Source organism: Streptomyces sp. NPDC005302 (genome assembly GCF_040607345.1).
Classification (GTDB): Bacteria; Actinomycetota; Actinomycetes; order Streptomycetales; family Streptomycetaceae; genus Streptomyces.
On the sequence record NZ_JBEXGN010000002.1, the window covers coordinates 377630 to 397540 of the forward strand.

Annotated in this window: 18 protein-coding genes and 1 riboswitch; of the genes, 7 read left to right on the forward strand and 11 right to left on the reverse strand. The window is 70.9% G+C overall.

Annotated elements, in window-relative coordinates:
• Window positions 1-10: 10 nt before the first annotated feature.
• The 4 genes from groL to thrC form a co-directional block, all read right to left on the reverse strand.
• A complete protein-coding gene (groL, locus tag ABZT74_RS04050; RefSeq protein WP_266760010.1) occupies window positions 11-1636 on the reverse strand; it encodes a chaperonin GroEL in 1626 nt (541 codons plus the stop codon).
• 426 nt (window positions 1637-2062) lie between these two features.
• Window positions 2063-2266, reverse strand: a complete 204-nt coding sequence (locus ABZT74_RS04055) for a cold-shock protein (protein WP_005315736.1) — start codon at window positions 2264-2266, stop codon at window positions 2063-2065.
• Between the two features lie 443 nt (window positions 2267-2709).
• Window positions 2710-2985 (reverse strand): MoaD/ThiS family protein, encoded by a 276-nt coding sequence (locus tag ABZT74_RS04060; RefSeq protein WP_355873669.1) that lies wholly within the window; start codon window positions 2983-2985, stop codon window positions 2710-2712.
• Entirely contained in the window at window positions 2982-4280 is a 1299-nt protein-coding gene (thrC, locus tag ABZT74_RS04065; protein ID WP_356167235.1) for a threonine synthase, read from the reverse strand. Before thrC ends, ABZT74_RS04060 begins: the two co-directional genes overlap by 4 nt.
• A 17-nt stretch (window positions 4281-4297) precedes the next feature.
• A riboswitch (SAM riboswitch) is annotated at window positions 4298-4454 on the reverse strand.
• Window positions 4455-4659: 205 nt separating this feature from the next.
• Here thrC and ABZT74_RS04070 point away from each other — a divergent pair.
• Together ABZT74_RS04070 and ABZT74_RS04075 are read left to right on the forward strand one after the other, a co-directional pair.
• A complete protein-coding gene (locus ABZT74_RS04070; RefSeq protein ID WP_356433331.1) occupies window positions 4660-5604 on the forward strand; it encodes a glucosyl-3-phosphoglycerate synthase in 945 nt (314 codons plus the stop codon).
• Window positions 5605-5681: 77 nt separating this feature from the next.
• Window positions 5682-7133, forward strand: a complete 1452-nt coding sequence (locus tag ABZT74_RS04075) for a trehalose-6-phosphate synthase (protein WP_356433332.1) — start codon at window positions 5682-5684, stop codon at window positions 7131-7133.
• 80 nt (window positions 7134-7213) lie between these two features.
• Here the strand turns inward: ABZT74_RS04075 and otsB are convergent, their stop codons facing one another.
• The 3 genes from otsB to ABZT74_RS04090 form a co-directional block, all read right to left on the reverse strand.
• A complete protein-coding gene (gene otsB, locus ABZT74_RS04080; protein WP_356167240.1) occupies window positions 7214-8068 on the reverse strand; it encodes a trehalose-phosphatase in 855 nt (284 codons plus the stop codon).
• 89 nt (window positions 8069-8157) lie between these two features.
• Window positions 8158-8385 (reverse strand): DUF3263 domain-containing protein, encoded by a 228-nt coding sequence (locus ABZT74_RS04085; RefSeq protein ID WP_355873656.1) that lies wholly within the window; start codon window positions 8383-8385, stop codon window positions 8158-8160.
• A 55-nt stretch (window positions 8386-8440) separates the two neighbouring features.
• Entirely contained in the window at window positions 8441-9691 is a 1251-nt protein-coding gene (locus ABZT74_RS04090; protein WP_356167552.1) for an extracellular solute-binding protein, read from the reverse strand.
• A gap of 165 nt (window positions 9692-9856) precedes the next feature.
• On the opposite strand from ABZT74_RS04090, the gene ABZT74_RS04095 reads away from it, so the two are divergent.
• The 3 genes from ABZT74_RS04095 (at window position 9857) to ABZT74_RS04105 (ending at window position 13079) form a co-directional block, all read left to right on the forward strand.
• On the forward strand, window positions 9857-10852 hold the full coding sequence (locus ABZT74_RS04095) for an ROK family protein (protein ID WP_356433333.1): 996 nt from the start codon (window positions 9857-9859) through the stop codon (window positions 10850-10852).
• A 7-nt stretch (window positions 10853-10859) separates the two neighbouring features.
• Complete coding sequence (gene nagA / locus ABZT74_RS04100) at window positions 10860-12005, forward strand: N-acetylglucosamine-6-phosphate deacetylase (protein ID WP_356167242.1); 1146 nt, start codon at window positions 10860-10862, stop codon at window positions 12003-12005.
• A 144-nt stretch (window positions 12006-12149) separates the two neighbouring features.
• Window positions 12150-13079, forward strand: a complete 930-nt coding sequence (locus ABZT74_RS04105) for a 1-phosphofructokinase family hexose kinase (RefSeq protein ID WP_356167245.1) — start codon at window positions 12150-12152, stop codon at window positions 13077-13079.
• 63 nt (window positions 13080-13142) lie between these two features.
• Here ABZT74_RS04105 and ABZT74_RS04110 read toward each other — a convergent pair whose 3' ends face one another.
• Window positions 13143-14123, reverse strand: coding sequence for a carbohydrate-binding protein (locus ABZT74_RS04110; RefSeq protein ID WP_356433334.1), 981 nt, complete (start codon window positions 14121-14123; stop codon window positions 13143-13145).
• Between the two features lie 115 nt (window positions 14124-14238).
• A complete protein-coding gene (gene cdgB, locus ABZT74_RS04115; protein WP_355873641.1) occupies window positions 14239-15936 on the reverse strand; it encodes a diguanylate cyclase CdgB in 1698 nt (565 codons plus the stop codon).
• 550 nt (window positions 15937-16486) lie between these two features.
• On the opposite strand from cdgB, the gene ABZT74_RS04120 reads away from it, so the two are divergent.
• Complete coding sequence (locus ABZT74_RS04120; RefSeq protein WP_356433389.1) at window positions 16487-16969, forward strand: flavin reductase family protein; 483 nt, start codon at window positions 16487-16489, stop codon at window positions 16967-16969.
• 32 nt (window positions 16970-17001) lie between these two features.
• Here the strand turns inward: ABZT74_RS04120 and arfB are convergent, their stop codons facing one another.
• Window positions 17002-17430 carry an alternative ribosome rescue aminoacyl-tRNA hydrolase ArfB gene (gene arfB / locus ABZT74_RS04125; protein ID WP_081217943.1) on the reverse strand — a complete coding sequence of 143 codons (429 nt, stop codon included), beginning with the start codon at window positions 17428-17430 and terminating at the stop codon, window positions 17002-17004.
• A 192-nt stretch (window positions 17431-17622) separates the two neighbouring features.
• On the opposite strand from arfB, the gene ABZT74_RS04130 reads away from it, so the two are divergent.
• Window positions 17623-18198: a TerD family protein gene (locus tag ABZT74_RS04130; RefSeq protein WP_355873635.1), complete on the forward strand. Its 576-nt coding sequence runs from the start codon at window positions 17623-17625 to the stop codon at window positions 18196-18198.
• Window positions 18199-18264: 66 nt separating this feature from the next.
• Here ABZT74_RS04130 and ABZT74_RS04135 read toward each other — a convergent pair whose 3' ends face one another.
• Window positions 18265-19641 (reverse strand): M1 family metallopeptidase, encoded by a 1377-nt coding sequence (locus ABZT74_RS04135; RefSeq protein WP_356433390.1) that lies wholly within the window; start codon window positions 19639-19641, stop codon window positions 18265-18267.
• Between the last annotated feature and the right edge of the window lie 270 nt (window positions 19642-19911).

Sequence of the window (19911 nt, forward strand, 5' to 3'; positions counted from 1 at the left end):
CGCGAGGGGATCAGAAGTCCATGTCACCGCCCGGCATGCCGCCCGGAGCGCCGCCTGCGGCGGCCTTCTCCGGCTTGTCGGCGATGACGGCCTCGGTGGTCAGGAACAGCGCGGCGATGGAGGCGGCGTTCTGCAGGGCAGAGCGCGTGACCTTCGCCGGGTCGATGATGCCTTCGGCGATCATGTCGACGTACTCACCGGTCGCGGCGTTCAGGCCGTGGCCGACGGGAAGGTTGCGCACCTTCTCGACGATGACGCCACCCTCGAGACCACCGTTGACGGCGATCTGCTTGAGCGGGGCTTCCAGCGCGAGCTTCACGGCGTTGGCGCCGGTCGCCTCGTCACCGGTGAGCTCGAGCTTCTCGAAGACCGAGGAAGCCTGGAGCAGGGCCACGCCACCACCGGCGACGATGCCCTCCTCGACGGCCGCCTTCGCGTTGCGAACGGCGTCCTCGATGCGGTGCTTGCGCTCCTTGAGCTCGACCTCGGTGGCGGCACCGGCCTTGATGACGGCCACGCCGCCGGCCAGCTTCGCCAGACGCTCCTGGAGCTTCTCGCGGTCGTAGTCCGAGTCCGAGTTCTCGATCTCGGCACGGATCTGGTTGACCCGGCCGGCGACCTGGTCGGCAGAGCCGGAGCCGTCGACGATCGTGGTCTCGTCCTTGGTGATGACGACCTTGCGGGCACGGCCCAGCAGGTCCAGACCCGCGTTCTCCAGCTTGAGGCCGACCTCCTCGGAGATGACCTCGCCGCCCGTGAGGATGGCGATGTCGCCGAGCATGGCCTTGCGGCGGTCACCGAAGCCCGGAGCCTTGACGGCGACGGACTTGAAGGTGCCACGGATCTTGTTGACGACCAGGGTCGACAGCGCCTCGCCCTCGACGTCCTCGGCGATGATCAGCAGCGGCTTGCCGCCCTGCATGACCTTCTCGAGGAGCGGGAGCAGGTCCTTGACGTTCGCGATCTTGGAGTTCGCGATCAGGATGTACGGGTCGTCGAGGACGGCCTCCATACGCTCCATGTCGGTGGCGAAGTACGCCGAGATGTAGCCCTTGTCGAAGCGCATACCCTCGGTGAGTTCCAGCTCCAGACCGAAGGTCTGGGACTCCTCGACGGTGATGACGCCTTCCTTGCCGACCTTGTCCATCGCCTCGGCGATGAGCTCGCCGATCTGGGTGTCGGCGGCGGAGATGGAGGCCGTGGAAGCGATCTGCTCCTTGGTCTCGACATCCTTGGCCTGCTCCAGCAGGGCACCGGAGACGGCCTCGACGGCCTTCTCGATACCGCGCTTGAGGGCCATCGGGTTGGCGCCGGCGGCGACGTTGCGCAGACCCTCGCGCACGAGCGCCTGGGCCAGCACGGTCGCCGTGGTCGTACCGTCGCCGGCGACGTCGTCCGTCTTCTTGGCGACTTCCTTGACCAGCTCGGCGCCGATCTTCTCGTACGGGTCCTCGAGCTCGATCTCCTTGGCGATGGAAACACCATCGTTGGTGATCGTGGGCGCGCCCCACTTCTTCTCGAGGACGACGTTACGGCCCTTGGGGCCGAGGGTGACCTTGACGGCGTCGGCGAGCTGGTTCATCCCGCGCTCGAGACCGCGCCGTGCCTCCTCGTCGAACGCGATGATCTTGGCCATGTGAAGTGGTCCTCCCGGACGGGGTGGATTGCTCCGGATCGCGCCCGCGCCCGCGACGGACGGCCTGCATGCCCTGTGGTTCCTTGCCCCACCGGCCTGCGGACCTCGCTGGCCCGATCCAAGTTCTGTCACTCTCACTGGGAGAGTGCTAACGCCAATGATTAGCACTCGACCCCGCCGAGTGCAAGGTGCGCTCGCGAAGCGAGGCTCGTCGAGGGGTGGCGGTCGGGCGACGGGAGGGCGCAAGCGCCTCCCGGGAAACACGACCTCGCCAGGAGCCGGCACGGCGGCCCTCGGAGCGGCGCGCGCGGCGCCCCCACGGCCTACGCGCCCGCGCGCGCGTAGGGAAGACGCACGAGGGGCCCGCATCCCTGGTGGGATGCGAGCCCCTCGGCGTGAGTTGCGTCGGTGGTCGTTCGCGCCCGATCAGACGGCGAGTTTGACCATGTCCGCCTGCGGACCCTTCTGGCCCTGCGAGATCTCGAACTCCACTCGCTGACCCTCTTCAAGGGTGCGGTAGCCGTCCATCTGAATCGCGCTGTAGTGCACGAAGACGTCCGCACCACCGTCGACCGCGATGAAGCCGTACCCCTTCTCCGCGTTGAACCACTTGACGGTGCCCTGAGCCATGCCTAACTCCCCTATTACTGGCCCTTGCACAGACCCGCACTTCGCGGATCCGGGTCAGACCTCCACCCCCCAACGGGTTGGGGGTGTGCGCCGGAACGCGTCGACCGCGGCTGAATGTATCTGTCCAACTGCCGTCTGCAACAGGTCAATCGGACGAGAATTCTGGGCGCGACTGATCGCCGGTATAGGGAGAATTCGAGGAGATCCCGGGCAAGTCGGGCCCCGTATATGCCATAAACGGCTCAAATGGGCCGGGCACTTTGGCTACTTCTTGTCGGCTGCCGGGAGAGGACTCATATGCGTCCGGCATGAAACCAACATCAAGAACGGGGCGACTTCCCCAACCCTACCCCGTTCAACCCTACAGAATTGCCCCCTCCGCTTCTCTCACGGAGGGGGCAATTCGATGAACTCTTCGTGTTCGGCATTACCGAGGGTAACGATCAGCCTCCGGCGACGGCCGGAATGATCGAGACGCCCACACCGTCCGGGGTCGCCGTCTCCAGGCCCTGCTCGAAGCGCACGTCGTCGTCGTTCACGTACACGTTGACGAAGCGGCGCAGCTTGCCCTGGTCGTCCAGGACGCGTGCGCTGATGCCCGTGTGGTTCTTCTCCAGGTCGCTGATGACCTCGGCGAGGGTCGTGCCCTCGGCCGTCACCTCCGCGGCGCCCCCGGTGTAGGTGCGCAGGATGGTGGGGATGCGGACGTTGACGCTCATGATGCGAGGCCTGCCTCTCGGAAGGAGTCGAGGTTCGGGCGGATGGTCGCGGTCAGCCCGGTGTCGGAGGCCACCGCGTCCAGGGTCTTGAGGCCGTCGCCGGTGTTCAGCACGACCGTGGTGAGGGTCGGGTCGAGGAGACCGTTCTCGATCAGCTTGCGGGTGACGCCCACGGTCACACCGCCGGCCGTCTCCGCGAAGATGCCCTCGGTGCGCGCGAGCAGCTTGATCGCGTCGACGATCTGCTCGTCGTTCACGTCCTCCACGGCACCACCGGTGCGCCGCGCGATGTCGAGCACGTACGGCCCGTCCGCCGGGTTGCCGATGGCGAGCGACTTGGCGATGGTGTCCGGCTTCTGCGGCCGGACGACGTCGTGGCCGGCCTTGTAGGCCACGGAGACCGGCGAGCAGCCCTCGGCCTGGGCGCCGAAGATCTTGTAGGGCCGGTCCTCGACGAGTCCGAGCTTGATCAGCTCCTGGAGGCCCTTGTCGATCTTCGTGAGCTGGGAGCCGGAGGCGATCGGCACGACGAGCTGGTCCGGCAGCCGCCACCCGAGCTGCTCGCAGATCTCGTACGCCAGCGTCTTGGAGCCCTCGGCGTAGTACGGGCGGAGGTTGACGTTGACGAAGCCCCAGCCCTCGCCGGCCGGGTCGCCGATCAGCTCGGAGCAGAAGCGGTTCACGGCGTCGTAGTTGCCCTCGATGCCGACGAGCTCGCCGCCGTAGACCGCGGCCATGACGACCTTGCCCTGCTCCAGGTCGTGCGGGATGAACACGCAGGAGCGGAAGCCGGCGCGGGCCGCCGCGGCGCCGACGGCGCCGGCGAGGTTGCCCGTGGAGGAGCAGGAGAGGGTGGTGAAGCCGAAGACGCGGGCCGCTTCGATGGCCTGGGCGACGACGCGGTCCTTGAAGGAGTGCGTCGGGTTGCCGGAGTCGTCCTTGACGAAGAGCTTGCCGGCGTCGACGCCGAGCTCGCGGGCCAGGTTGTCGGCCTGCACGAGCTTGGTCCAGCCCGGGTTGATGTTCGGCTTGTCCGCCACGTCCGCGGGGACGGGCAGCAGCGGCGCGTAGCGCCAGATGTTCGCGGGTCCCGCTTCGATGCGCTTGCGGAGTTCTTCGGTTTCGTAGGCCGAGAAGTCGTACGCGATCTCCAGCGGGCCGAAACACTCCTCGCAGGCGAAGACCGGGCCGAGGGGGACGCGATGTCCGCACTCCCGGCAGGAAAGCGCCGCGGCCGGGCCGAGATCGACCGCTTCTGCGGAGTTCGTGGTGCTTGCAACTGTCTGCGCAGCCATGGAGGCGAGGCCCTTTCTCCTCATCTTCCTCACGACGCACTTCGCCGTGAGACGGATTTGGCACCTTCCCTAGCCGGGAGCCTCGCGACACGATCGACTTCGATCGGTACGAGACCGGCTGGAGGGTTGCCGGGGCTTCATCGGGCCGTATCCCTCTGCCCCTCTGGATGAGCGGTATTAAATTGTTGAACTGTTGAACACAGTTGGCGCCGATGATCCAGGACATGCGATGGTCATCCGCGTTGTTCAAGACTGTAACCGAAGGCCAGGACAGTTGAAGCAGTCGTCCGAACCGCGAGACGACGGCAAGCGATCAGCCGCTGGCCGCAGCGGGCACGCTGATGAGAGCGTGTGATCAGACAGTGAGGAGCCGCAGACCGTGCTGAATGACGTCGAACGCTGGCTGAGCACACGCTCCTGGTCCCTGACCGACCGCCCGCTCCACAGGATCATGGCCGCGAAACGCACCTCCGGATCGACGGTCAGCGTCGTGCTGCCCGCGCTCAACGAGGAGGAGACGGTCGGCGAGATCGTCTCGATCATCCGCCACGACCTGATGCAGCAGGTGCCCCTCGTCGACGAGATCGTCGTCGTCGACTCGGGCTCCACGGACCGCACCTCCGCGGTCGCCGCCGCCGCGGGCGCGCGGGTCGTGCACCGCGACGACATCCTTCCCCGGCTGCCGGCCGTGCCCGGCAAGGGCGAGGTCCTGTGGCGGTCGCTGCTCGTGACGAGCGGGGACATCGTGTGTTTCATCGACGCGGACCTCAGGGAGTTCTCGTCCGACTTCGTCTCCGGGATCGTGGGCCCCCTGCTCACCGACCCCGGCGTCGACCTGGTGAAGGCCATGTACGACCGTCCGCTGGGCGGCGCCGCCGGACAGGGCGGCCGGGTCACCGAGCTGATGGCCCGCCCCCTGCTGAACATGCACTGGCCGCAGCTCGCGGGCTTCGTGCAGCCGCTCGGCGGGGAGTACGCCGCCCGGCGCTCCCTGCTCGAACAGCTGCCGTTCCCCGTCGGGTACGGCGTCGAGCTGGGCATGCTCGTCGACGCCCTGCACCTGGTGGGCCTGGACGCCCTCGCCCAGGTGGACGTCGGGGTGCGCAAACACCGCCACCAGGACGGCCAGGCCCTCGGCCGCATGGCCGCCGCGATCTACCGCACCGCCCAGTTGCGGCTGGCCCGCGGCCACCTGATCCGCCCCGCCCTCACCCAGTTCGAACGCACGCGGGACGGTTTCCGGCCGCGCACGTACTCGGTGGACACGGAGGAAAGGCCCCCCATGTCCGAAATCGCCGAGTACCAGCAGCGCACAGCGGCTTGAGCGGGCCCGTCGGCCGGCGATCGCATACGGCCGACGGGAACGTTTGAGCGTTTCGAGACGGGGCTAGGTTTCGAGGCATGGCTTCCACGCACGGTGCCCACGGCATCCTCGTCGCGTCCAACCGCGGCCCGATCACCTATCAGACCCAGGACGACGGCTCACTGCAGGCCAAGCGCGGCGGTGGCGGGCTCGTCTCCGGGCTCTCGGCGATCGGGCCGGACGCGGACGCCCTGTGGGTGTGCGCGGCTCTCGGTGACGGCGACCGGGAGGCCGTGCGGCGCGGGGTCGGCGAGGACGGCGTGCGGATGCTGGACATCGACGCCGAGGTGCACGCCGACGCGTACAACGGCATCGCCAACTCCGTGCTGTGGTTCGTCCACCACATGCTGTACCAGACCCCGCTGGAGCCGGTCTTCGACGCCGGGTTCCGGCGCCAGTGGGACGCGTACCGCGCCTACAACCAGGCCTTCGCCGAGGCGCTGGCCGAGGAGGCCGCCGAGGGCGCCTCGGTACTGGTCCAGGACTACCACCTGTGCCTGGTGCCGGGGATGCTCCGCACGCTCCGCCCCGACCTGCGCATCGGCCACTTCTCGCACACGCCGTGGGCGCCCGTGGACTACTTCCGGATGCTGCCCGACGACATCCGGGCGGAGCTGCTGGACGGCATGCTCGGCGCGGACCGGCTGGCGTTCCTGACCTGGCGCTGGGCGACGGCCTTCCTGGACTGCGCGGCGGAGATCGACCCCGGGCGCTACCGGGTGACGCCCGCCTCGGAGGCGTCCCCGGCGGTCGAGCACCTGGACGGCGCCCCGCCGCGGCGGACCCTCGTCGGCGTGCACGGCCTCGGCGCGGACGCCGAGTTCCTGCGCGCCCGCTCGCACGAGGACGACGTCGAGGAGCGGATCGTCGCGCTGCGCGAGGAGATCGGCGAGGGCCGCAGGACGATCGTCCGCGTCGACCGGACCGAGCTGTCCAAGAACATCGTGCGCGGCATGCTGGCCTACCGGCAGCTGCTCGACGACCACCCGGAGTGGCGCGAGCGGGTCGTGCACGTGGCGTTCGCCTACCCCTCGCGGCAGGACCTCGCGATCTACCGGGACTACACGGCCGAGGTGCAGCGCGTCGCCGACGAGATCAACTCCGTTTACGGGACGCCCGGTTGGACTCCGGTCGTGCTGCACGTCAAGGACGACTTCGCGCGCTCGCTCGCCGCGTACCGGCTGGCGGACGTCGCTCTGGTGAACCCCATCAGGGACGGCATGAACCTCGTCGCCAAGGAGGTCCCGGTCGTCTCGGACGAGGGCTGCGTCCTGGTCCTGTCCCGCGAGGCGGGGGCCTACGAGGAGCTGGGCGAGGACGCCGTCTCCGTGAACCCGTACGACATCATCGGCACCGCGCGGGCGCTGCACGAGGCGCTGACCATGCAGCCGGGCGAGCGGGCCGAGCGGACCAAGCGGCTGGCCGCCGCGGCCACCGCGCTGCCGCCGGCCCAGTGGTTCCTGGACCAGCTGCACGCGCTGGAGGCCTGACCGGCTGCCGGCCGTCCACCGTCCGACGAGGCCGTCGCCGCCGCCGGGTTGTCACGGCCGGCGGACAACGGCCCGCGTTCTCAGGGGAGTCGGGCGGCGAGTGCGGCGAGCAGCTCGACGACCCCGGCCGGGCCGTCGACCACCAGGTCGGCGCGCTCGGCGAGTTCACCGACCTCGGGGGTGCCGCTGCACACCAGGAGCCCGGGGACGCCGTCGGAGCGGAGCTTGTCGACGGCGGCGAACGCGGGCAGGTCGCCCAGGTCGTCACCGGCGTACAGGACGGCCTCGGCGCCGGTCTCCCGGATGTAGTCGAGCAGCGCGACGCCCTTGTCCATGCCCGGCGGGCGCAGCTCCAGGACCATCCGGCCGGGTTCGACGATCAGTCCGTGCCGGGTGGCGAGGTCGGTGAGCGGCTCGCGGAGCGCCTCGAAGGCGGCCTGCGGGTCCTCGGCGCGGCGCGTGTGCACGGCGAGCGCGCGGCCCTTCTCCTCGATCCAGGTGCCCTGCCAGGCGCCGATCTTGTCCAGGAAGCCCGGCAGTTCGGCGCGGACGGCGGCGACGCCGGGGTGCGGAGCGGGGGCGGTGACGTCGCCGCTGACGGCGTCCCAGCGTTCGGCGCCGTAGTGGCCGAGGACGACGAGGTGCTCCAGGCCGGGGACGCCCGCGAAGCCTCCGTGCCGGACGGCGACGCCGGGCGGGCGGCCGGTGATGACGGCGACGGAGGCGACCTTCGGGGCCAGTGCCGCGATGGCGGGGACCGCGTCGGGGTGCGCGCGGGCCCGGTCGGGGTCGGCGACGATGGGGGCGAGAGTCCCGTCGAAGTCGAGTGCGACGACCGTCCGGGTGGGGCGGGAGAGGATCGCTTCCAGACCGTCGCGCCCGGCGGGGGTCACCGGGGTCGGCAAGGGGTCCTTGGATTCGGGGTGGCTGCCCATGGGGCGACCCTATCCGGGTACGGGCGGGAGCACCCGTGGCTCACGGCCGCGCGGGGGCCGCGCGGCCGGAACGCGCCGCGGCCGGCCGGTCAGCGCTCCGAGCGGCGGGCCTCCCGCACCCTGCGCAGCCGGTTCACCGTCACCGGGTCGTGCGCGAGGGCCCTCGGATCGTCCAGCAGGGCGTTGAGCAGCTGGTAGTAGCGGACCGGGGCCAGGCCCAGCTGTTCCCGTATCGCGCGCTCCTTGGCGCCGGGGCCGGCGAAGCCACGGCGCTCCAGGGCGAGGATGCGCTGTTCCCGCGCCGGCAGCTCTTCCACGGACAGCACGGTATCCCCCGGCACCGACAGCGGCCCCCGCCCGGTGTCCGGACGGTCAGCCGGCGTTGCTGTCCGCCATGGTGGCGCTGGTCTGGAGCGACCCGAGGACCTCGGCCGGGTCGCCGCCCGGGCTCACGGCCTTGGCGATGCCGCTCTTCACGTCGGCGCTGACACCGGCCCAGGAGGTCTTGTCGACCGGGTAGAGCTGCGAGGTGGGGAGCTGGGCGAGGAAGGGCTCCAGGTCCTTGTCGCTCTTGTCGACGGCCATGGCGTCGGACGCGGACGCGGTGACGGGCAGCAGGTCGTACTTGTGGGAGAAGGCCATGACGTTCTTGTCCTGGTAGACGAAGTCGAGGAAGTCGCCGACCTGCTCGGCGTTGCCGTTCTTCTTGAAGGCCATCATCCAGTCGGCGACGCCCATGGTCGCCTTCGCCTCGCCGTCGACGCCGGGCATCGGCACCATGCCGAACTTCACGCCCTTGCTCGCGGCCTGCTTCATCAGGGTGGGGTGTCCGACGAGCATGCCGACGTCACCGCGGGTGAACGCGGAGAAGGCGGCGGCGCGGTTCAGCTTGGCAGGTGCGACGGGTCCGGTGAGGCCCTTGGCGACCAGTTCGTCCTTGATCCAGGTGAACGTGTGGACGTTCTGCGGGGAATCTATGGAGTACGAGCCGACGTCGTCCGTGTAGCCGGTGCCGCCGCCGCTCAGCAGCCACTGCATCGTCTCCGCCTGGGCCTCCTCGGGACCGAGCGGCAGCGCGTAGGGGAACTTCACACCCTTCGCCTTGAGCGCCTTGGCGTCGGCCGCGAGCTCGCTCCAGGTCGTGGGCGGGGTGATGCCGGCCTCGGAGAACAGCGTCTTGTTGAAGAAGAGCAGCCGCGTGGACGAGGCGAACGGCAGCCCGTACTGCGTCTGGTCGATCTGTCCGGCGTCGGCGAGCTGGGAGACGAAGTTGGCCTGCACGGGTATGGAGAGCAGGTCGTCGGCCCTGTAGAGCTGGCCTTTCGCCGCGTAGTCGGCGTACGCGCCGATCTGCGCCATGTCGGGGGCGTGGCCCGCCGCGACCATCTCCTTGACCTTGCGGTCGACGTCGGTCCAGGGGTAGACGCTGACCTCGACCCTGGTCCCCGGGTGGGCGGACTCGTAGGTCTTGACGACGCCGTCCCAGTACGTCCGCGAGCTGCTGGCCTTCCCGTCGCCGTAGTCCGCGGCCACGAGTCTGAGCGTCACGTCCGAGGAATCCTCAGAGCCGCCGCAACCCGCGAGGGTCGCCGTCATGCCCAGGGCCGAGACCGCCGCCATCATTCCCGTGATACGCCGCTGCACCGCTTGCTCTCCCCAACCCCTGAGCCGTATCGGCTGCTTGATTTGCTTCCGCGTCCGTTGCATCCGTCTCGGAATGCGGATCCAAGGTCTACACCACGTGAGTGGACTAGACCTCTCCTGGGGTAAGGGGCGACACTGTCCCCCGTGAGACATGTCATCGCCCTCGATGTGGGCGGCACCGGGATGAAGGCGGCCCTCGTCGGGGTCGACCCCGAACCCGCCGCCGGCCGCCCCGGCGCGCCGCCGCCGCAGGCCCCCGAGCACCCCGTGCTGCTGCACCAGGCCCGCCGGGCCACCGGCCGCGAGCGCGGGCCCGAGGCCGTCGTCGACGACATCCTCGACTTCGCCGCCGAACTGCGCGCCCACGGCGAGAAGCACTTCGGGCAGAGCGCCCTGGCCGCCGGCGTCGCCGTGCCCGGCATCGTCGACGCCGAACACGGCATCGCCGTCTACGCCGCCAACCTCGGCTGGCGGGACGTCCCGCTGCGGCGGCTGCTCGGCGAACGGCTCGGCGGTGTGCCCGTCGCCCTCGGGCACGACGTGCGCACCGGCGGTCTCGCCGAGGGCCGGATCGGCGCCGGGCGGGGAGCGGACCGTTTCCTGTTCGTGCCGCTGGGCACCGGCATAGCGGGCGCCATCGGCATCAACGGCAGCGTCGAGGAGGGCGCGCACGGCTTCGCCGGGGAGATCGGCCACATCGTCGTACGGCCCGGCGGCACCGCGTGCCCCTGCGGGCAGTACGGCTGTCTGGAACGGTTCGCCTCGGCGGCGGCCGTCAGCCAGGCCTGGGCCGAGGCATCCGGCGACCCGGACGCGGACGCCGCCGACTGCGCCGCGGCCGTCGAGTCGGGCGACCCGCGCGCGCGGGCCGTGTGGCAGGACGCCGTCGACGCGCTCGCCGACGGACTGGTCACCGCGCTCACCCTCCTGGACCCGCGCACGCTGATCATCGGTGGCGGGCTGGCGGAGGCCGGGGAAACCTTGTTCACACCACTGCGGGCCGCGGTCGAACGCCGCGTCACCTTCCAGAAGCTGCCGTCGATCGTCCCCGCCGCCCTCGGGGACACCGCCGGATGCCTCGGTGCCGGGCTCCTCGCCCGGGACCTCCTGAACACCACGTCAACGACTTCCCGGAGGTAACCACCTGATGGCTCCTAGCAAGGTTCTCGCCGGTGCCCGGGTGGTCCTGCCCACCGGGACCGTGCCCGAAGGCCGCGTCATCGTCGACGGTGCGCGCATCAGCGGGAGCGCTCCCGCGGACGCCGACGTCGTCGACCTGTCCGGCCACTGGCTGGTCCCCGGCTTCGTCGACATCCACAACCACGGCGGTGGCGGCGCGTCCTTCACCTCGGGCACGGTCGAGGACGTCCTGAAGGGCATCCACACCCACCGTCTGCACGGCACCACCACCGTCGTCGCGTCGACCGTGACCGGAGACATGCACGGCCTCGCCCAGCGCGCCGGACTGCTCTCCGAGCTGGCCGAGCAGGGCGACCTCGCGGGCATCCACTTCGAGGGTCCGTTCATCTCGCCGTGCCGCAAGGGCGCGCACTCCGAGGAACTGCTGCGCGACCCCGATCCCGCCGACGTCCGCAAGCTGATCGACGCGGCCCGCGGCCACGCCAAGATGGTCACCCTCGCCACCGAACTGCCGGGCGGCCTCGACTCCGTACGGCTGCTCGCGGAGCACGGCGTGATCGCGGCGATCGGCCACACCGACGCGACGTACGAGCAGACGCAGGCGGCCATCGACGCGGGCGCGACCGTGGCGACCCACCTGTTCAACGCGATGCCGCCGCTCGGACACCGCGCGCCGGGCCCGATCGCCGCCCTCCTGGAGGACGAGCGGGTCACCGTCGAGCTGATCAACGACGGCACCCACCTGCACCACGCCTCGCTGGAGCTGGCGTTCCATCACGCGGGCGCGAACCGGGTCGCGTTCATCACCGACGCGATGGACGCGGCGGGCTTCGGCGACGGCCGCTACATGCTCGGCCCCCTGGAGGTCGAGGTCGCGGACGGCGTCGCCCGCCTGGTGGAGGGCGGATCCATCGCGGGCTCCACGCTCACCCTCGACCGCGCCTTCCAGCGCGCGGTCACCGTCGACCGGCTGCCGGTCGACGACGTCGTGGAGGCCATCTCGGCCAACCCGGCCCGCCTGCTGGGCCTGTACGACCGCAAGGGGTCCCTGGAGCCCGGCAAGGACGCGGACCTCGTGGTTCTCGACGCGGACTTCGCGCTGAAGGGCGTGATGCGCGCGGGCGAGTGGGTGGTCGATCCCCAACTGGGGTGATACGCCCCTTTGTTGCGGCACGGCGGTCGGCCCGGGGACTGGGCCGACCGCCGTTGTCTTTGGCATGATCGTGCCTCCGGAACCACCGGCGGGCGTCCAGCCGGCACGCCCACGTCACACAACCCTCGGGGGAGGTCGTCGCAGGTGATCCTCACGGTCACGCTGAACACCGCTCTCGACATCACCTACCGCGTACGGTCCCTGCGCCCGCACGCCTCGCACCGGGTGAGCGAGGTGACCGAACGCCCGGGCGGCAAGGGCCTGAACGTCGGCCGGGTGCTCGCCGCGCTCGGCCACGAGGTGACGGTCACCGGGTTCACGGGCGGCGCGACCGGCCGTCAGGTGGGCGAGCTGCTCGCCGGGACACCCCGTGTCGAGGACGCGCTCGTGCCGGTCGCCGGACCTACGCGCCGCACCGTAGCCGTGGTCGACGCGACGACCGGTGACACGACTCAGCTCAACGAACCGGGACCGGAGATAACCCCCGCCGAGTGGGCGGCCCTCCAGGAGACGTACGAGCGGCTGCTGCGCTCCGCCTCCGCGGTGGCCCTGTGCGGCAGCCTGCCGCCCGGGGTCCCGGTCGGCGCCTACGCCCAACTCGTGCGCGCCGCACGCGCCCTGGCCGTTCCGGTGCTCCTCGACACCAGCGGCGAGCCGCTGCGCCGGGGGGTCGCCGCGCGGCCCGACATCGTCAAGCCGAACGCCGACGAACTCGCCGAACTCACCGGCTCCCACGAGCCGTTGCAGGCCGCCCGCAACGCCCGTCGGCGCGGCGCGCACGCCGTGGTCGCCTCCCTCGGCCCGGAGGGGCTGCTGGCCCACACACCGGACGGCCACTGGCGCGCCAGGCCGCCCGTGCGCGCCCACGGCAACCCGACCGGCGCGGGCGACTCGGCGGTCGCGGGCCTGCTGTCGGGTCTGGTCGAGGACCTGCCCTGGCCGGACCGGCTGGCCCGCGCGGTCGCCCTGTCGGCGGCGACGGTCGCGGCACCGACGGCGGGCGAGTTCGACCGCCCGCTGTACGAGAGCCTGCTCGACAAGGTCACGGTGACGACGGAGGCCGCGGCGGCGTAGCCGCGCGGCCTCTCCTGCGGCCCTCGGAGCCGGCGTTCCGGCCCGGGTGACCCGGGCCGGAACCTACTTCGTGACCTTGCCGTTCTTCAGCGAGAGCTGGTCGAGCAGCACGTTGCAGCTGTCGCCGTCCCCGCAGGAGACGGTGATCGTGTTGGTGCCCTTGTTGAGGCTCGGGTAGGCGTAGGTCGTCGTCCAGCCCTTGGCGAAGTCGCCGTCTGCGGCCTTGGCGTAGTTCTTCATGCTCAGCTTGGTGGCGAAGGGCTTGCCGTTGACCGTGAGCGTCATCGACTGGTCGGCGCCGGGCACGCTGTAGCGCGCGAAGAGGGTGTAGACGCCGTCGCTGGGGACGTCGTCGACCGTCCAGGTGACCGAGGAGCCCGGGTTGTTCAGGCCGGCCACGTAGACCCCGCCGTCGGACTGGGCACCCTTGACGTCGGACGCGGTGCTCGCACCGGTGCCGAGGTTCAGCGCCTTCGCGTCGATCTCCTTCGGCTTCATGGTGCCGTCCGGTGCCTTGGACGCCGACTGGCTCGGGGAGGCGCTCTGCGAGGCCGTGGGGGTCGAGCCCGCGGCGTCGTCCTTCTTGTCGTCGTCGCCGCCGCTGCCGATCATGGCGACGCCGATGCCGATCACGACGGCGGCGACCACCGCGATCGCGCCGATGAGGAGACCCTTGGTGTTCGGGCCGCCCCCGCGCCCGCCGCCGTCACCGTGACCGGGCATGGGCGAGCGCGTCGTGACGGGCCCGCCCGGAACGGTCTCGGGGGCCGCGTAGTGCGCGTTCGGCTGGTTGTAGCCCTGCTGCTGCGGCACCTGGCCGTACGGGGCGGTGGGTGCGTTCTGCTGGCCGTAGGCGCCTGGGGCGGTCTGCTGCTGGCCGTACTGGCGCTCGCCGACGGCCCGCACCCGGTTGACCGAACCGGGGTAGCCGTAGCCACCGCCTCCGGACGGCGGGGTGGCTCCGTTGGCCTGACCGTCGGCGTACAGATAGCCGAACGGGTCGTCGTCCTCGGGCGTGCTCGCGCCGTTGTTGCCGGGCGTCATCCCTTGGTCTCCTCAGCGGTGCGGTTCAGATGCGGTACGTGAATGAATGGCGAGCCTACCCGCTCCCACTGGGCCAAACGGGGGGCCTTCACCACACCGACTCACTGACCTGGGGTTATCCCGCACGCCTGTGTTGTTTCGGACGTGATCGTTTCTCGACGTACATCCGCTCGTCAGCGGATTTCAACACCTCGTCCGCCGTCATGCCGCAGTGTGCCCACCCGATGCCGAAGCTGGCGCCGACCCGCACGGCCCGTCCGTCGACCCTGATGGGCGGGATGATCGCGTTCCGCAGCCGGACGGCGAGGTCCTGGGCGTCCGCCCGGCCGAGGCCGTCGGCGAGCACCACGAACTCGTCGCCGCCGAGCCGGGCCACCGTGTCGCCGTCGCGGACGCCGTGGGTCAGCCGGCGGGCGACCTCGATGAGCACCTCGTCGCCCGCGTTGTGACCGAACCGGTCGTTGATCGACTTGAAGCCGTCGAGGTCGCAGAAGAGCACCGCGAGGCCCTTGGTGCCGTCGTCCGTCTCGCCCTCGGGGGCGATGGTGTGCACGTGGTGGTCGAAGGCGTCGAAGGCCTCGGAGGCGGACCGGAAGTCGAAGCCGTGCCCGTTCCCGTCGAAGGCGGGGTGTCCGTCGTGGGCGGCGCCCGGCAGCTCCGCGAAGTCCCCGTGACCGTAGGCCGCGTCCAGCGAGGCGACCGCGCCGGGCGGCAGGGACTGCGGGCGGGCGCAGAGGCGGGCGCTGAGCCGGGAGCGCAGTTCGGCGGAGTTGGGCAGGCCGGTCAGCGCGTCGTGCGAGGCGCGGTGCGCGAGCTGGAGCTCCCGGCGCTTGCGTTCCTCTATGTCCTCGACGTGGGTGAGCAGGAAGCGCGGGCCGTCGGCGGCGTCCGCGACCACGGAGTTGCGCAGGTGGACCCAGACGTAGGTGCCGTCGCGGCGCCCGAGCCGCAGCTCGGCCCGGCCGCCCTCGGCGGAGGTGCGCAGCAGGGTGCCGATGTCCTCGGGGTGCACGAGGTCGGAGAAGGAGTAGCGGCGCATCGCGGAGGCGGGCCGGCCGAGCAGCCGGCACAGGGCGTCGTTGGTGCGCAGGATGCGGCCGTGCTGGTCGCCGCCCATCTCGGCGATCGCCATGCCGGAGGGCGCGTACTCGAAGGCCTGCCGGAAGGACTCCTCGCTGGCGCGCAGGGCCTGCTGCTCGCGCTCCAGGCGGACCAGGGCGCGCTGCATGTTGGCGCGCAGCCGTGCGTTGCTGATCGCGATGGCGGCCTGGAAGGCGTACATCTGGAGCGCCTCGCGGCCCCAGGCGCCCGGCCGCCGGCCGTTGCGCGGCCGGTCCACGGACAGGACGCCGATCAGCTCGCCGTGGCCGCCGGAGGCGCTCGGGGTGTACATCGGCGCGAAGAGGCGGTCGGAGGGGTGCCACTCGTCCTCGAAGCGGGGGGCGGGACCGTCCGTGTACCACTGCGGTACGTCGTCCTCGTCGAGGACCCAGCCCTCGGTGTGCGGTATGAACCGCAGGTCGCCCCAGCCCTCGCCCATGGTGAGCCGGCGCTCCCAGGAGGTGCGGGAGCCGACGCGGCCGGTGATGAGGGCCTCGGCCGCGGAGTTGCCCGCCAGGGCGGCGACGACGAGGTCGCCGTCGGGGCGTACGAGGTTGACGCAGGCCAGCTCGTAGCCGAGCCCGGTGACCACGCCGTCGGCGACGGTCTGCAGCGTGTCGGCCAGGCTGCGGGCGGTGTTCATGTCCGCCATCACCTGGTGCAGCTGCCGCAGGGTCGCAAGACGGACGTAGGGCTCCGACTCGGTCTCCATTCGCCCTCCCCTCGAGACCTCGCAGCAACTCCAGGGTTCTCTCGGCGTACCCAGGTGCTCTTCGGTGCTCTGCTGACTACGGCCTTGGCGACCGGGCGGTACCCGCCGTGAAGACCCTCACGGCGTACTGCTTGGTAGCTTCCTGCATGGCGTCCCCGCCACTGAATCACAGCGCGCTCTCCACTCGGTACACAGGGTCAACAAAATATGGCTCCTGTGACTCAAGTCACAGCGGAAGATGAGCAATTGAGTGGAGTTTCTGCATTTCAGCGCCCGTTTATCGACCGCATTGTCGGTCTGGTGTGCAGACCCTGTGCACGCTTGTGCCCGCTGGATGAACAGGCCTGAGCGTACGGCTTCCGGGGCCCCTCTCCTTCCGCGTGCCCCCTCCCCTCCGCCCCCGGACCTAGGTCCGGGTTCGGGCCGAGGTCCGATGTGCGGTCCCGGGTGCGGAGACTAGCGTTTCGGCGTGCTCACGACTCCCCCTGCCGCTCCGCCCACCCCGCCCGTGCATGCTGAGGGGGTGAGCAACGACGAGTTCCGCGCCGCCATGTCCCGGCTGGCCGCGGGCGTGGTCCTGGTGACCGCCTACGAGCCCGCGCTGGCCGACGACGGGCCGCGCGGCGAGGACGTCGGCATGACCGCGACGGCCTTCATGTCCGTGTCCCTTGACCCGCCGCTCGTCATGGTCAGCCTGCGCGAGGGCTCCCGGATGGACGACCTGCTCGACGAACAGCCCCTGTGGGGGGTGTCGGTCCTCTCGGAGAGCCAGCGTCACATCGCGGGCCGTTTCGCGATGAAGGGCCGTATCAGCGACCGGCTCCTGTTCGAGGACATCCCGTACGTGCGCGGTGAGGCGGCCGGGGCTCTCCTGGTCGGCGGCTCGCTGGCGACCCTGGAGTGCCGCACCGAGCAGCGGGTGCCCGCGGGCGACCACGTCCTCGTCATCGGCCGCGTCCTGACCGCCCGGGTGCCGAGCGAGGACGGCGGCCCGCTGATGTACTTCAAGGGCCGCTACCGGCACCTGGGCTGACGCGCCGGGGAGCGTCCGCGCGGCGTGCGGGTCTACCCCCAGTCGCGGCCGGTGCGCCCGCGCTTGGTGTCGGAACGCTGCTTCTTCTCGCGCAGCCGCCGTTCGTTGATACCGCGCGGAATGCGGGTGGCGCGCCGCGGCTTGGGCGGCGGGGCGGTGGCCTCGGCGAGCAGCGAGGCGAGGCGCACGGCGGCGGTCTCGCGGTTGCGCCACTGCGAGCGGTGCTCGGAGGACCGGACGCTGACGACCCCGTCGACGAGGCGCCCCTCCAGCCTGGCGAGCGCGCGGTCCTTCCACACGGGCGGCAGGGCCTCGGTGTTCGCGAGGTCGAAGCGCAGCTCGACCTGCGAGTCGCTGGTGTTGACGTGCTGCCCGCCCGGGCCGCCGGAGCGCGAGAAACGCCACATGAGCTCGGCCTCGGGCAGGGAGACGGAGCCGCGGATGACATAGGGACCGGACATGTGTCCATGGTCCCGTGTCCGGCCGGTCCGCGTCACCCCGTTTTCAGCGGCCGTTCGAGTGCCCCGGGACGCTTTGGCAAAGAAAGTAAAGACAGGCGGAACCTATGGGACCCCCCTTGGCGTTCATAGAGGTGACGGTAGCTTCGTCCTCAGTACGAAGCCCGTACGCAACGAGGGAAGGGACTCCCAACAATGGCTGTAAGCCTGTCCAAGGGTGGCAACGTCTCGCTCACCAAGGAGGCTCCGGGCCTGACCGCCGTCACCGTGGGCCTCGGCTGGGATGTCCGCACCACCACGGGCACCGACTTCGACCTCGACGCCTCGGCCATCGCGGTCAACCCCGAGGGCAAGGTCTACTCGGAGGGCCACTTCATCTTCTTCAACAACAAGGCGACCCCGGACCAGACCATCGTCCACACCGGTGACAACCGGACGGGCGAGGGCGCGGGCGACGACGAGGCGATCAACGTCAACCTGGCGGGCCTGCCCGCCGACGTCGAGAAGATCGTCTTCCCGGTCTCCATCTACGACGCGGAGACCCGCTCGCAGAACTTCGGCCAGGTCCGCAACGCGTACATCCGCATCGTGAACCAGGCCGGCGGCGCCGAGATCGCCCGCTACGACCTCTCCGAGGACGCGGCGACCGAGACCGCCATGGTCTTCGGCGAGCTCTACCGCAACGGCGCGGAGTGGAAGTTCCGCGCGGTCGGCCAGGGCTACGCCTCGGGCCTCGTCGGCATCGCGCAGGACTTCGGCGTCAACGTCTGATCCCGACGCACGACGGGAGGAGCCCCCGGCCGCAGGCCGGGGGCTCCTCCCGTGTCCGACGCACGCTCACTTGTGGTCCGGCCGGCCCTCGCCGTGCAGCCAGTGGTCCCAGATCGCGCCGAAGTCCTTGTCCGGCGCGGCCTTCTCGACGTACGCGGTGAAGTCGGCGGTGTCGGCGTTCTGGTGACGGCGCGTGGCGGCCCAGCCCCGGACGATGTCGTGGAAGGTGTCGTCGCCGACCAGTTCGCGGATCTTGTGCAGGACCATCGCGCCCCGGTAGTAGACGGGCGGGTCGGAGATGTGCGCGGCGTCCGGCGGGTCGGCGGGCGGGAAGGCCCAGATCTCGCTGTTGTCGGCCGGTTCGTAGTACTCGCCCTTGTAGAGCGCGTCGAAGATCTCGTCGGCCGTGTCGCCGCCGTGGTCCTCCTCCCACAGCCACTCCGCGTAGGTGGCGAAGCCCTCGTTGAGCCACATGTCCCGCCAGGACTTCGGGGTGACCGAGTCGCCGAACCACTGGTGGGCCAGTTCGTGGACGAGGGTCGCGGTGTCGGGGGCGCCGGGGAAGACGGGCCGGTTCTGGGTCTCCAGGGCGTAGCCGGCGTCGTCGGCGCGGTCCACGATCGCCCCGGTGGAGGAGAAGGGGTACGGGCCGAAGTTGTCCGCCTCCCAGTCGATGATCCCGGGGAGCCCCGCGAGCACCTTCCGGCTCGCCTTCGCCTGGGTGGGGTCGACCGCCACGTAGACCGGCAGCCCCTTCTTCGTCGTGGAGCGGGTGATGTCGTAGTGGCCGATCGCGAGGGTGGCGACATAGCTCGCCATCGGTTCGGCCGTGTGCCAGACGTAGGTGGTACGGCCCTTCGTGGTCGTCTCGCTCCTCAACTCCCCGTTGGAGACGGCCTGGAGGCCCTCGGGGACGCTGATCCGGACGTCGTAGGACGCCTTGTCGGAGGGGTGGTGGTCGCCGGGGAACCAGGCCATCGAGCCGGTCGGCTCGCCGAGGCCGAGGGCGCCGTCGGCGGTGCGCAGCCAGCCCTCCTTGGAGCCGTCCGGGTCGGTGATCGTCCGGGGGCTGCCGGAGTAGCGGACGCTCGCGCGGAAGGTCCGTCCCTTGTCGAGGTCGTCGGGCGGGCGCACGGTCAGTTCCTGGCCCGCGCGGCTCCAGCGGGCGCGCCGTCCCTCGACGGTGACGTCCGTGACGTTCATCCCCAGCAGGTCGAGATGGAAGGCGCTGAGGTCCTGAAGGGCCCGCGCGGTGATGTCGGCCGTCCCCGTGAGCCGTTTGCCGCGGGGGTCGTAGGACAGGGTCAGGCCGTAGTGCGTGACGTCGTAGCCGCCGTTGCCCGACTTCGGGAAGTACGGGTCGTGGACGCCGGCCGCGCCGGGCTTGCCGTGCACATCGTCTCCGCCGCAGGCGGTGAGGCCCAGGGCGAGGGGGAGGCCCAGGGCGAGGGCCAGGGCCGAGGGGGCGATGCCGGGGGGTCGGGGCACGTTGGTGATCCTAGGGGGAGGGGGGTTGGGGGGCTGTGCGTCGACGGGGGCCGGGGTGGCCGGAATCCGTCGGCCGGGTGCTCCCGTCCGACGCGGTCCCGTCGCTTCTCCGGCGTCCCCCGGGCTGCGCCCGCACCCCTGCGCGCCGCCGTGTGTCGGCCGCCCGCCGGTGGGGGCTCTTCGCACAGTTCCCCGCGCCCCTGAACACCGCCCGGCATCCCCCGG